The sequence below is a fragment of the Lysobacter gummosus genome, assembly GCF_001442805.1.
GTDB lineage: Bacteria > Pseudomonadota > Gammaproteobacteria > Xanthomonadales > Xanthomonadaceae > Lysobacter > Lysobacter gummosus.
Genome location: NZ_CP011131.1, coordinates 2,895,083 through 2,908,304, shown reverse-complemented (window position 1 = coordinate 2,908,304; position 13,222 = coordinate 2,895,083). Strand labels below are relative to the sequence as shown.

General features: G+C 65.2%; 12 protein-coding genes. 5 read left to right on the top strand and 7 right to left on the bottom strand.

The window, feature by feature from the left end; translation table 11 throughout:
* Nucleotides 1–52 precede the first annotated feature (52 nt).
* The 7 genes from LG3211_RS11725 to LG3211_RS25665 form a co-directional block, all read right to left on the bottom strand.
* On the bottom strand, nucleotides 53–1,015 hold the full coding sequence (locus LG3211_RS11725) for a sugar phosphate isomerase/epimerase family protein (RefSeq protein ID WP_057943006.1): 963 nt from the start codon (nucleotides 1,013–1,015) through the stop codon (nucleotides 53–55).
* A gap of 145 nt (nucleotides 1,016–1,160) precedes the next feature.
* The gene (locus LG3211_RS11720) at nucleotides 1,161–2,399 is read right to left on the bottom strand and encodes a nucleoside permease (protein ID WP_057943005.1); all 1,239 of its coding nucleotides are present in this window, start codon (nucleotides 2,397–2,399) and stop codon (nucleotides 1,161–1,163) included.
* Nucleotides 2,400–2,506: 107 nt separating this feature from the next.
* Nucleotides 2,507–3,235, bottom strand: a complete 729-nt coding sequence (locus LG3211_RS11715; RefSeq protein WP_057943004.1) for a 3-keto-disaccharide hydrolase — start codon at nucleotides 3,233–3,235, stop codon at nucleotides 2,507–2,509.
* Nucleotides 3,232–4,356, bottom strand: coding sequence for an FAD:protein FMN transferase (locus LG3211_RS11710; RefSeq protein WP_057943003.1), 1,125 nt, complete (start codon nucleotides 4,354–4,356; stop codon nucleotides 3,232–3,234). Before LG3211_RS11710 ends, LG3211_RS11715 begins: the two co-directional genes overlap by 4 nt.
* Nucleotides 4,357–4,422: 66 nt before the next feature.
* Nucleotides 4,423–5,736, bottom strand: a complete 1,314-nt coding sequence (locus LG3211_RS11705; RefSeq protein WP_057943002.1) for a Gfo/Idh/MocA family protein — start codon at nucleotides 5,734–5,736, stop codon at nucleotides 4,423–4,425.
* Nucleotides 5,737–5,822: 86 nt separating this feature from the next.
* The gene (locus tag LG3211_RS11700; protein ID WP_222837611.1) at nucleotides 5,823–6,833 is read right to left on the bottom strand and encodes a formylglycine-generating enzyme family protein; all 1,011 of its coding nucleotides are present in this window, start codon (nucleotides 6,831–6,833) and stop codon (nucleotides 5,823–5,825) included.
* 308 nt (nucleotides 6,834–7,141) lie between these two features.
* On the bottom strand, nucleotides 7,142–7,324 hold the full coding sequence (locus LG3211_RS25665) for a gluconate 2-dehydrogenase subunit 3 family protein (protein ID WP_148648870.1): 183 nt from the start codon (nucleotides 7,322–7,324) through the stop codon (nucleotides 7,142–7,144).
* A 228-nt stretch (nucleotides 7,325–7,552) separates the two neighbouring features.
* Here LG3211_RS25665 and LG3211_RS11695 point away from each other — a divergent pair, with 228 nt between their 5' ends.
* From LG3211_RS11695 to LG3211_RS25660, 5 genes are all read left to right on the top strand, one after another.
* Nucleotides 7,553–8,404, top strand: coding sequence for a sugar phosphate isomerase/epimerase family protein (locus LG3211_RS11695; RefSeq protein WP_187313175.1), 852 nt, complete (start codon nucleotides 7,553–7,555; stop codon nucleotides 8,402–8,404).
* Nucleotides 8,405–8,421: 17 nt separating this feature from the next.
* Entirely contained in the window at nucleotides 8,422–10,224 is a 1,803-nt protein-coding gene (locus LG3211_RS11690; protein ID WP_057943000.1) for a GMC family oxidoreductase, read from the top strand.
* Nucleotides 10,224–10,853, top strand: a complete 630-nt coding sequence (locus LG3211_RS11685) for a gluconate 2-dehydrogenase subunit 3 family protein (RefSeq protein ID WP_057942999.1) — start codon at nucleotides 10,224–10,226, stop codon at nucleotides 10,851–10,853. The genes LG3211_RS11690 and LG3211_RS11685 overlap by 1 nt, the downstream gene beginning before the upstream one ends.
* A 65-nt stretch (nucleotides 10,854–10,918) precedes the next feature.
* Nucleotides 10,919–11,560, top strand: a complete 642-nt coding sequence (locus tag LG3211_RS11680; protein WP_057942998.1) for a 3-keto-disaccharide hydrolase — start codon at nucleotides 10,919–10,921, stop codon at nucleotides 11,558–11,560.
* A gap of 994 nt (nucleotides 11,561–12,554) precedes the next feature.
* A complete protein-coding gene (locus LG3211_RS25660; RefSeq protein ID WP_148648869.1) occupies nucleotides 12,555–12,998 on the top strand; it encodes a trypco2 family protein in 444 nt (147 codons plus the stop codon).
* Nucleotides 12,999–13,222 lie beyond the last annotated feature (224 nt).

Below are 13,222 nucleotides of genomic sequence, written 5' to 3'. Positions count from 1 at the left end.
CTGTCGGTGAGCGTATCGGGCGATGCGGGCAGTGCGAGATGGGCGCGGCGGCTCAGGTCCACCACGGCTCGTCGGCCGCCTCGCGCAGCAACGCCAGCTTCAGAGTGTCGATGGCGGTCTGGAAACCTTGCTCGGTAGACATCAGCGCGTCCTCGTGTTCCAGGCTCACCACATAGTCGTAACCGGCGACGCGCAGGGCCTGCATGATCTGTTTCCACACCAGCAGGTCGTGCCCATGCCCGACCGAGCGGAAGCTCCACGCGCGTTGCGCGATGTCGCGATACGACCTGCCGTCGATCACGCCGTTGACGGCGGTGTTGGCGCGGTCCACGGCGACGTCCTTGGCATGGAAGTGGAAAATCGCCGGGCCCAGTGCGCGGATCGCCTGCGGCATGTCGACGCCGCGCCATAGCATGTGGCTGGGATCGAGGTTGACGCCCAGGTGATCGCCGGCCGCCGCGCGCAGGCGCAGCGCCGTGTCCACGTTGTGCACGATGAAGTTCGGATGCGGTTCCAGGGCGATGCGGATGCCGTGCTCGCGCGCATCGGCGGTGGCCTCGCGCCAGTACGGAATCGCTTTCTCGTTCCACTGCCATTCCAGCGTCTGCAGCATCTCCGGCGGCCACGGCGAGGTAATCCAGTTGGGGATGCGCGCGGTGTCGCTGTCGCCGGGGCAACCGGAGAAGGTGATCACCACCGGCACTTCAAGGCGTTCGGCCAGGCGCACGGTGCGGCGCAGGATGGCGTCGTCGCGCCGGGCGATATCGGGATCGGGATGCAGCGGATTGCCATGGCAGGACAGGGCGCTGACGATCAGGCCGTGATCGGCGATGAGCGCGCGGAAATCGCGCGCTCGATCGGCCGAGGCGAGCAGGCCTTCGACATCGAGATGATCGGCGCCGGGAAAGCCGCCGGCGCCGAGCTCGACCGCGTCCAGGCCGGCGGCCTGCACCTTGCGCAGCATCTGTTCAAGACTCAGCTTGGCGAACAACGGGGTGAAGACGCCGAGTTTCATGCGATGGTCCTCAAGATTGGGCAGACGCGGCGACCGCCGTCCACATGCCGCCGCGGGCGGCGCTGTCGAGCATGGCGTCGACCGTGCACTGCACGCGCAGCGCGTGCGCGCGCCTGGGCGCTGCCGGCGAGCGCGGCCAACGGCCTCACGGCGCGGGCGCTCCCTGGCCGGTTATGGGTTGCGGTGCGCGGTCGCGGAAGAACAACGCGAACAAGACGAAGACCGCGGCCGCGCCGACAGCGGGAATCAGCCAGATCCGCGACCAGTCGTGCAGGCCGGCATCGCCGGCGACGCGATAGGCGTCGACCGCCTTGCCCGACAGCCACGAGCCGATCAACATGCCCACGCCCCAGGTCACCAGGGTCAGAAAGCCCTGCGCGGAGGCGCGCAGGTGCGCCGGCGCTTCGCGGTCGACGTAGATCTGGCCGCTGACGAAGAAGAAGTCGTAGCACACGCCGTGCAGAAGAATGCCCAGGTACAGCATCCACATCAGCTGGCCGCTGTCGCCGCTGGCGAACAGCAGATAGCGCGCCGCCCACGCGGCCATGCCGATCAGCAGCATCGCCTTGATGCCCAGGCGGCGGAAGAACAGGGGCATCGCCAACATGAAGGCGATCTCGGACATCTGCCCGAAGGTCATCTTGCCGGCGGCGTTGGACACGCCGATCTCGTTGAGAAAGCCGTTGGTGAAGGCGTAGTAGAACTGCAGCGGGATGCAGACCAGCAGCGAGCCGATCATGAACACCGCGAACGATCTGTTGCGCATCAGCTGCAGCGCGTCCAGTCCCAGGAAATCGCGCAAGCCCGGTCGCGCCGCATCCTGCGCCCGCGGCAGCGGCGGGGTGTGCGGCAACGCCAGCGAGAACAGGCCCAGCACCACCAGGGCGATCACCGAGACCAGGAATTGGACCGCGCTGTTTTCCGCGTGCAGCACATACCCGACCAACCAGCCGGCGGCGATCCAGCCGATCGTGCCGAGCACGCGTACGCCGGGGAACTGCTGCTGCGGATTGTCCATGTGGCGGAACGCGACCGCGTTGCTGAGCGCGATGGTCGGCATGAAACACAGCATGTGCAGCAGCAAGGCCGCATAGAACGGCACGAAGCTCGTCTGCAGCGAGGCGTAATACAACGTGGCCGCGCTGAGCAGGAACAACACCGCCAGAGCGCGCTGGCTGGCGAACCAGCGGTCCACCACCAGCCCCACGAACAGCGGCGAGACGATCGCCGCGATGGCCGAGGTGCCGTAGGCCAGGCCGGTCTGTTCGCCGCTGAATTTCATCGCCTGCAGCAGATACGTGCCCATCGTGACCGTCCACGCGCCCCAGGCGAAGTACTGTAGGAACATCATGACCGACAGGCGGATACGGATGGATGCGGTCATGGCGTTCCCGTGGCGCTGCAGTGGAGGAGGGCGTCGAGCCTAGCGATCGGTGTTCCGGGTAGATCCTTGTCGAGAGCGGCGATCCGCGAATCGATGCCCTTGGAACATCAAAGCTCGCGAATGCGGATATTGCGATAGCTGACCGAGTCGCCGTGATCCTGCAGGCCGATGACGCCGCTGCGGGCGACAGCGAAGGACGGCCAGTCCTTGAACTTGCTCGCCGCGACGCGGGCCTTCCAGTCCGGCGAGCCCAGCGTGCATTCGAGCACTTTCTCGCCGTTGAGCCAATGCTCGACGTGGTCCCCGCGCACGACGATCCGGGTCTGGTTCCATTCGCCGACCGGGCGGTTCGCGACCTTGGCCGGCGGATACAGGCCGTACAGGGCCGAGGCCCAGCGGTCGCGTCCGTTCTTGCCGTCGGGATGATGGTCGTTGTCGAGCACCTGGTACTCGATCGCGCTGCGGTAGATCTGCGGCTCCGACTCGCTGCCGCGATAGAAGATGCCGCTGTTGCCGCCGGGCGATATCTTCCAGTCGATGCGCAATTCGAAATCGCCGTACTGCTTGTCGCTGACCAGATCGCCGCCGGCCTCGGTGCGCACCAATGCACCATCGACGGCCTTCCATCCCTGCACCGGTTGCCCGGACTTGCCGTAGCCGTGCCAGCCCCGCAGCGAGCGACCATCGAACAGCGACACGAAACCTTCGCGGCGTTCGGCGGCGCTCACGCTGTCGCTCGCCGCGGGCCGGGCGGCGCTTGCGCTGGTGGCGCACGCCAGCAGGATGCACAGCGCCATGGGCGGCAGGAAGGGTTGCAGATGGACGGAACGGATCATGGCGGGCTCGATGATGTCGACGGAAGAGGGCGAGCAGTGGCCGCGACGGCGGCGCGGCCATGGAGCGGAGCGGCGCCGTCGTACAGCGAATGATTCTGGCGCGGCCAGCCGGTCGAAGCACGTACCTCGGTCGCATTCGCGAGCGGATCGTCCCGCTCCATGCGCATGGCCGCGCCCGGCACCGATTCGACCAGCCGCGCGCCTTCGATCGGGCCGAGCAGGGCGGCGGCGGTATCCAGGCCGTCGGCGTCGATGCCGCGGCGTGCGATCACCGTGGTCGCGCTGCGGCCCAGCATCGGCCAGCCGCTGCGCGGATCGATCAGGTGCGAATAGCGCCGTCCGTCGACCTCGAACCATTGTTCGGCATCGCCGGCGGTGGAGACGGCGGCGTGGCGCAGGTACAGCGTCGTCTGCGCGATCGCTCGCAGTGGAGCTTGCGCGGGCGCCAGCGGCGCGATGCTCACGCGCCAGCCCGGCGCGTCCGGCGGCGCGTCGGACACCGCGATGTCTCCGCCCAGCGCGACCAACGCGCGCGTCACCCCTTGCCCCGTAACCGCGGCCAAGGCTTCGTCGGCCGCGTAGCCCTTGGCGATGCCGCCGACATCCAACCCGATGCCGGGCCGATCGATGCGGACGGTGCGCGCCTGCGCATCCAGATGCAAATAACGATAGCCGCCGTTCGCGCGCGCGCGTTCGATGCGTTCGCTGCGCGGCAATTCGCTGAGCTTTCGGGCGCTGCGCCACAAGCGGGTGAGCGCGCCCTGGGTGACGTCGAAGGCGCCGCCGGAACGTTCGGCCACGTCCTGGCCGGCCTGCAGCACGCGGAACAGATCCGCGCCGACCGCGATGTCGCCGTGGCCGGCCTGCGCGGCCAGGCGCATCAGGCAGCTGTCTTCGCGGTAGTCGCTGAGTTCGCCGTCGAGTTGCGCGATGCGGGCGAACCCGGCGCGCATCGCCCGGTCGGCGCTTGCCGCGTCGGCGGCGTACAGCACGATGCGGGTCTGCGTACCCATGTGCGCCTCGCTGCGCTGGTAGCGCGTGAGCGGCGTCTGCGCGTGCGTCGCGAACGCCGTCGCCGACAGCGCGGCGAAGATCGCGAACGCGGCCAGCGGGCGTTTCACTTGCCTAGCACCCGTTCCAGGCGGCCGGGCAGCAGGCCGACGAAGTCATCGTCATGGGCCGCGCCCTCATGCCTGCTTGTCGCCGGTCCGGCCAGGCATGGCGACGACCGGCACCGCGATCGAACCGCTCAAGGTGAACGGAGCCGGCGCCAGCGATTCCTGCGAATTGAGCGCCTCCTCCCAGGTCACGCGGCCGCCGCTGTAACCGGCCATGCGTCCCATGATCGCGGTCAGGGTGGCTTCCGAAACCTGCTTGAGTTCGTTGAGCGGCTTGCCGCCGCGGATCGCCGCGATCAGGTCGGCGTGTTCCTGCACGTACGGATCGATATCGCTCTCGGCCAGGCGCGAGTCGCGCTTCCAGGCATTGGCGCCGGTGATGACGTGCTGATCCACGCGCGAGTTGCCGCGCGTGCCGACCAGGGCCTCGGAGATGTTGTTGGCGCAGCCGTCCATCTGCCTGCACATGCTGATCATGTGCGCGCCGCTTTCGTATTCGAAATCGGTGGCGAAATGGTCGTACACATTGCCGAACACCGATTCGGTGCGCACTTGCCGGCCCGCCAGGCTCACCGCGCTGGCTGGATGCGCATTCATCGCCCAGTTGACCACGTCCATGTTGTGGATGTGCTGTTCGACGATGATGTCGCCGGCCAGCCAGTTGAAGTACAGCCAGTTGCGCAGCATCCATTCGCCGTCGCTCCAGCCCGGCTTGCGGTCGACATGCCACAGGCCGCCCTGGTTCCAGTACGCGCGGGCGGCGACGATTTCGCCGATGGCGCCGTCGTGGATGCGTTTGATCGTGTCCAGATAACCGGCCTGATGCCGGCGCTGCGTGCCGGCGGCGATCTTCAGGCCCTTGCCGTCGGCGATGTCGGACAGCGCCAGCACCTGGCGCACGCCGGGCGAATCCACGGCGATGGGTTTCTCCGTGAACACGTGCTTGCCGGCTTCGATCGCCGCCTTGAGGTGCTCGGGCCGGAACGCCGGCGGGCTGGCCAGGATGACGTAGTTGATGTCCTGCGCGATGACTTTCTTATAAGCATCGAGCCCGGAGAACTGACGCTCCGGCGGTACGCCGATCGGCTTGCCGAGCTTGGCTTCGATCGCGGCGATGCTCTTGCCCAACTGCTCCGGGAACACATCGCCGATGGCGACCACGCGCACGCCGGGCGCGGCTTCCAGCACGTTGCGCAGCGCGCCGGTGCCGCGGCCGCCAGCGCCGATCAGGCCCACGCGGATTTCGTCGCTGCCACCGGCATACGCGCTGCCGAACACGGAGGCCAGGCCGACCGCGGCGGCGGTGCCGACGCCTCGCTGCAGGAATTCGCGGCGCAGCGGATCGAAGGGTGGCGTTGCGTCGCGGTTGCGTTCGTCGGTCATGGTGCCTTTCCATGTGGGTTGCGTTCGTGTGGGTGGGCGCGCCTTGGCGATAAGCGCCGGCGGCCCGCTGCGTGTGTTGCCGCGCGTTATTGATTGGGACTGGCGCGCGTCACCTTCGATTTGAACTGCTTCAATGCCGGCGCCTCATCCATCGCCCGTACCACGCGAAAGCCCACGAAGCTGGCATCGGTATGCCACCAGACGCTCTGCGGTTCCTGCGGATCGCGGCGGCTCCAGGCCGGTTTGGAGGCCCGGCGCGCGGCGCTGCGAACGTGGACGGCATCGTCTTCGAAGGAACCGCCGCGTACCACGTGCGGATAGCGCGCCGCGCCGGGCAGGGCGACCGGGTCCTTGGCGGCCGGGCCCTTCAGCGCGGCGTAGCGCTTGGGGTCGTAGCGGTCGAGGGTCCATTCGGCGATGTTGCCGTGCATGTCATACAAGCCGAATGCGTTCGGCTTCTTGCCGCCGACGCGATGCGGCGCGCTGTTGGCGTTGCCGGCGTGCCACGCGCTGGCATCGAGCGATGCGGCGTCTTCGCCCGAGGACCACGGCGTGTTGGTGCCGGCGCGGGCCGCGTATTCCCATTCGGCCTCGGTCGGCAGGCGATAGTGATGCCCGGTCTTCGCCGACAGCCAGCGGCAGTACTCGGTGGCCGCGTGCCAGGTCATGCCGATGGCGGGCTGGCGGCCTTTGCCGAATCCCCAGGATTCGTCCGCGTAAGGCGGCGTCGGCCCGGTCACTGCATCGGCGGGCGCGTCGGCGCCTTTGCTCAGCTTCGGAGCGAGTTTGCGGAATTGGTCGTACTCGTCCCAGGTGACTTCGTACTTGCTCATCCAGAACGCGCCGACCGTGACGTCGGTTTGCGGGCCTTCATCGGCCTCGCGTCCGGATTCCGACGCGGGGCTGCCCATGCGGTAACGGCCGGCGGGTATCGGCACCATGTCGAAGCCGATGGCGGTGCCCGCCACCGACTCGGTGTACGCCTTGAGGTCGGCGGTCGGGCCTTTGGCGAAGGCCGGCGCGCCGATCAGCAACACGGATGGCACGAGTGCGGCAAGGCCCAGCGCGGCCGCCGTCGAAATCGCAAGTCGATGCATGTGCATCCATTGGTTTAGATCGATCTAACCCGAACTTGCCCCAGGGGTGCGGGGATGTCAATTTGCACTGCATCATCGTCGCGGCCGTGGGTTCGTGCTGGTGTCGTGCGGCGCTGCGTTTTTACGCGGCTGCGTCGGGCAAGCGGATCGCGGATCAGAACCGCTAGCTGGTTTCCGTCTTGCCATTGCTCGCCTGCGTCTGCGCCAGCGGCACGCACGCGTGATACGTGTCCGCAATCGGACGGCACTGCATCAGCTGCGTGGCGACCGATTCGAAAGTGAAGTAGCCAACAGGGTGAACTCTTCGATCAAAAGGATGAAAGGACGAAGCGCGCCTGATCACCCTTCGGATAGACATCCAGCAACATCTTGTCGATGAAGGCCAGAATCCCGACATCGTTCGCATTCGGCATGTCGATGGGGGAATCATGATCACAGCGACTTCCGCCACCAGCGCGGCCTGCGTCTTGCTGAGGAAGATCGGCGTCCATTCGGCATTACTGCGAAAAGCCGGTAGCATCGAAACCTCTGTTGCAAGCTCGCTTGCCGAGGACTGGCGACGCGAATGCGTTGTCGCGACGCAGCATTGACTTGTCGAATTCCAGCTCTGACATTTTTTGGATTTATCGCATTCCAGCCCTGACATTTTTTGACATAGCGAGAACACGATGCCGACTCGACGTGCCTTTCTCCAAAGCGGTTCGCTTGCGCTTGCCGCGATGATGTCCCCGAATGTCTTTGCCGCGAAACCCCGCACAGGGCCGCTCAACAAACCCATCGGGCTGCAGTTGTGGACGATCCGCGACGATGTCGCGAAGGACCTGCCGGCCGCCCTGAAGGCGGTCGCCGCGATCGGATACGGCGAGGTCGAGTTCGCAGGCATACCCAAGGCGTCCGCCGCCGACGTGTGGGCCATGCTTCGGGACAACGGTCTGACCGCTCCCAGCATGCATTGCGGCATGACCGATGCGCAGAAGGATCTGCCGCAACGCATCGACTTCGCGCAGGCCATCGGCGCGCGCTATATCGTGGTCTCGTTTCCCTCGACCGCCGATGCGCGCTTCAAGGACGGCAATGCGCTGGCGGCCGGGATGACGCTGGACGACTGGAAATGGAACGCCGAACAGCTCAACCGCATAGGCGAGCTGACCCGCAAAGCGGGCATCACCTGCGGCTACCACAATCACAACATGGAATTCCGCTCGTTCGATGGCGTGGTGGCTTACGAGGAACTGTTGCGGCTGACCGATCCGAAACTGGTGACGATGGAACTCGACATCGGCTGGGTCGCCACCGCCGGCGCCGATCCGCTGCGGCTGCTCACCGGCCATGCCGATCGTATTTCGGCGCTGCACATCAAGGACGTGCGCAAGGATGCGAAGACGCTGGTCGATCGCGTCGATGCGCAGACCACCGAGATCGGCAGCGGCCGCGTGGACTGGCCGAAGCTGTTCGCCGCCATGGACCCGCGGCGCATCCGCCATTACTTCGTCGAGCAGGAGAATTTCCAACGAGCGCCGCTGGAAAGCGCGAAGCTGAGCTTCGATTATCTGCGCCGCCTGAAAGCCTGACGCGCTGAGGTAATACCGTGCCATTCCTGACCGCAAGCGCCATCAAACAAACCTATGATGTGATCGTGGTGGGCTCCGGCGCCGCCGGCGGCCAAAGCGCCTACACGCTGTGCATGGACGGCGCCAAGGTGTTGATGCTCGAAGCCGGGCGCAACTACACGCCGGCGACCGAAACCGCGATGTTCCAGACCCCGGACCAGGCGCCGCTGCGCGGCGTGGACACGCCGGAAAAAGCCTTCGGTTTTTACGATGCCACCGTCGACGGCGGCTGGCAGGTGCCGGGCGAGCCCTACATCAACACGCGACGCGACGATGCCGGCCGGTTCGACTGGTGGCGCGCGCGCATGCTCGGCGGCCGCACCAATCACTGGGGCCGGATTTCGCTGCGCAACGGCCCTTACGACTTCAAGCCCTACAGCCGCGACGGCCTGGGCTTCGACTGGCCGATCGACTACGCCGATGTGGCGCCGTACTACGACAAGGTCGAAATGCTGATCGGCGTGTACGGCGACAACGACGGTCTGGAGAACACACCCGATTCGCCTGCCGGCGTATTGCTGCCGCCGCCCAAGCCCAGGGTCAGCGATCTGCTGGTGCAGCAACGCGCCGGGCGCCTGGGTGTTCCGGTGATCGCCGGGCATCGCGCGGTGCTGACCCGGCGCCTGGATGCGGACAACCTGCCGGCCAAACTGCATCCGGGCAACCCCGAAGCGCAGCGGATCTTGCGCGAGTCCATGCTGCGTCGCGCGGCCTGCTGGTGGGCGACACCTTGCGGCCGCGGTTGCTCGACCGGCGCCAACTACCAGTCGACCACCGTGCATCTGCCGCCGGCGCTGGCGACCGGGCGGCTCGACATCGTCTGCAACGCCATGGTGCGCGAAGTCGTGCTGGGCGCGAACGGCAAGGCCGACGGCGTGCGCTTCATCGACAAGACCAGCGGGAAGGAATTCGCCGCCTCCGGGCGCGTGGTGGTGCTGGCCGCCAGCGCCTGCGAATCGGCGCGGATCCTGCTCAATTCCAAATCCACCTCGTTTCCCGACGGCCTGGCCAATTCCAGCGGCAAGGTAGGGCGTTATGTGATGGATACCGTCGGCGCCGACCTGACCGGGCAGGTTCCGATCCTGGAGAACCTGCCGCTGCACAACGAGGACGGCGCCGACGGCGGCCACATGTACACACCGTGGTGGCTCTACAAGGAGCAACTGGCCGGCAAGCTGGGTTTCGCGCGCGGCTATCACATCGAGTTCGGCGGCGGCCGGCGCATGCCCGGCCCGGGCACCGGCGCCAAGCTCGAATGGCTCACCGGCGGCAGCTACGGCCTGAAGTTCAAGCAGGACGTGCGCCGCTACTACGGCTCTTTCGTCAGCTTCGCCGGCCGCGGCGAAATGATTCCGAACGAAAACTCGTACTGCGAAATCGACCCGCTGGTGAAGGACAAATGGGGTATCCCGGTGCTGCGCTTCCACTGGCAGTGGTCCGAACACGAGAACCGCCAGGCCGCGCACATGCAACGCACCTTCGCCAACATCATCACGGCGATGGGCGGGCGCGTGCAGGGCAAGGTCGAGGCCGACGGCGCCAAGGCCATCGCCCCCGGCGGCTCGATCATCCACGAACTGGGCGGCGCGATCATGGGCGCCGATCCGAAAACTTCCGTCACCGATCGCTGGTGCCGGACCTGGGACGTGGACAATCTCTACATCACCGACGGCGCGGTGTTCGCGTCCAATGCCGACAAGAACCCGACGCTGACCATCATGGCGCTGGCCTGGCGCGCCTGCGACCACATCCTGGCGCGCATGCGCCGCAAGGAGCTCTGATGGACCGCCGCACATCGCTGAAGTGGATGTTGAGCGCGGCCAGCGCGCTGCCGCTGTTGCAGCTGGCCGGTTGCAGTTCCGACCTGCCGCCGCCCAGGCTGCCTTCGGGCGTGGGCTACGGCACCGATCCGGATCTGCTCAAGACCTACGGACCCGGTTCGGTCTGGCCGCTGACGTTGGACGAACGCCAACGGCGCATCGCCACCGCGCTGTGCAGCCTGATCGTCCCGGACGAACCCGATGCGCCGGGCGCGGTCGCCGTGGGCGTGGTCGATTTCATCAACGAATGGGTCAGCGCGCCGTATCCGCGACAGGTCAAGGATCGCAAATTGATCCTGGCCGGATTCGACTGGCTGGACGAGCAGGCGGAGCAGCGCTTTTCGCGCAGCTTCGGCGAGTCGATCGAGAGCCAACGCATCGCGATCTGCGACGACATCTGCTATCTGCCCAGGGCACGCGCCGAGTTCAAACAGGCCGCGCGGTTCTTCGCCCGTTATCGCGACCTGACCATCGGCGGATTCTGCACGTCGCCGCAAGGCCGGCAGTACCTGGGCTATGTCGGCAACGTGCCGATGGCCAGTTTCGAAGGCCCGCCGCCGGAAGTGCTCAAACTGGTGGGAGTGGGGTGATGCCGCTGGTCACACGTCGCGATTTCTTGCCGGCCGCGCGCCGGCCTGCCTGGAGGACACACCGCATGTACATTCGTTTGCTCGCCGCCAGCCTGCTGGCATGGGCCAGTGTCGCAAGCGTCCACGCCGCGGAACCGGCGCGTCGCGACTGGCAGTCGTTGTTCGACGGCAAGACGCTGGACGGCTGGCGCGCCAGCGAGGCGCCGGGTTCGTTCAATGTGAGCGACGGCGAGATCGTGGTGCACGGCCCGCGTTCGCATCTGTATTACGTCGGCGAGGTGGAGCGTCACGATTTCCGCGACTTCGAACTGCAGCTCGAAGTCATGACCAAGCCCGGCGCCAATTCCGGCGTCTACTTCCATACCGCCCGGCAGGACGAAGGCTGGCCGGCCAAAGGCTATGAAGTGCAGGTCAACAACAGCCACAGCGATCCCAAACGCACCGGCGGCCTGTATGCCGTCAAGGACAACTATCAGGCGCCGGCCAAGGACGATGTCTGGTTCACGCTGCGCATCCGCGTGGAGGGCCGCCGCATCCGCACGTTCGTCGACGACAAGCCGATCATCGACTACACGCAACCCAAGCGCCCGCAGCGACCGGCCGACATGCAGGGCAGGGTGCTGTCCTCGGGCACTTTCGCGCTGCAGGCGCACGATCCGGGCAGCGAAGTGCGCTATCGCAACATCAAGCTGCGGGTGTTGCCCTGAGCGAGCGTGATAGTGGCAGGTTGCGCGAGGGCTTGATCCGCACGCTCTGACAAATCGACTTTTTGTGGAGACGTGCAAGCGCAGCAGAAGAAACACGACCCGCTTCCCATCTACTGCCAGTTCTACAGCACGCTTAGAGGTGTGACTCCCGGTGGCCGAGCGTAGGCACAAGCTGCAAGTGGCTTCGCAGTAGCAGCCCGCCCGCCTTTGGAGATGGCCGGTCCGAGTTCCTTTCTAAGCGTTAGTTCGGCAGCCAATCGAGACCGGTCCTCCCTGTTGAGCGGTTTGAGGACTACAACGGCAGCTTTCATTCACCGGGCCTTCGTCCGTGCGACCCGTTACGTCGAGCAGTTGGAAGCGCTGGCTCAAGTCCGGGAGTCTGGTAGCACCTAACGAGAGGATTTCCAGTCAAACGCCTCACCCGAACCTGCGCCTGGTCCGAACAGGGACTAAACCAGGTCTCCTGGCCGTGGTACCCATATCGGGATAGTTCCTCCCTGCAAAAAAAGCTTGCTGTGAATCATATGCAGGTGGCACCTTGGTTTCGGGAGAGGGCGGACAAGGACGGGCAGGGTTCCAATGAAAGTATGGTTTACATTGATTTTCCTTTCCGCAGCTTGTTTCGCTGCTAGCGCCCAAACGCTCTATAAGTGCGAGCAAAAGGGTCAACCCACTTCTTACCAGACTCAGCCTTGCTCCACTGCAAGTGCCATCGCCAAAACCTGGGATGCTACTCCCGAACCCGAGCCGTCGAACGCTGAGAAATGGCGTCGTTACAGTGCTAAACAACGCGGAGAAGCGGATTCTCGCTATCTCTCGCGCCTCGCCGGCAGAGGGCATTTGCCAATGGGGCAGGGGAGAGTTGTGAACTCTCAAAGCACCAACAGTGGCATTGATCGGTGCGCCCTTGCTAAGCGACAACGCGATGACTATTTGAACGGCCCGGGTCGCGACGCCGGGATTGATTCGCGACGTGCATTGCATGACAGCGTCTATGACGCGTGCAAATGAAATCCTGTTTCAGACGCTCTATCAACTAGGAAGAGCTATGGATATTCAAGAGTTCGTTAAATCAACGTTGGTTCAGATCGCCCAAGGGGTCCGTGAAGCTCAGCAAGAGGTTCGCGACGCTGGAGGAATTGCGAACCCTTCTACTGGAGGTGGAATCTACAATCGTGAGGTATCACACATAGATTTTGACCTTGCCGTGGTCGTTCAACGTTCTACAGAGGCAGGCGGTGGAGCCAAGTTAGAGATCCCAACTGTTTTTTCTATTGGTGGCAGTGGCAAAGGTTCTGACTCATCCCAACAGACAAGTCGTATCGCTTTCAAAGTGCCCTTCGTTTACCCATTCGATGAGAAAACGCAGGCCGATATTCTTGAGCAAAAACGCAAAAACGAAAGGGCAATTCGTGAGATCAACACCGGTGGATATTGAAGCGAGGCCGTATTGCGTAAAATCTTCATCTCGGCTAAGTCGATCACGACGACCTTGACCGCGAAGCCGCGGCGAGCCTTCGACACCCGATTTGCTTCGGCCTTGCGGCGTGATTCGAAGCCTGCCGCGCGCAGTTCGTTCGCGTCCCGGAACAGCAACCCGCGTAGTCGTTCCAACGGGATTCGTTGCCCGTCATCCGAGATCAGATAGCGGCCGCGCAAACG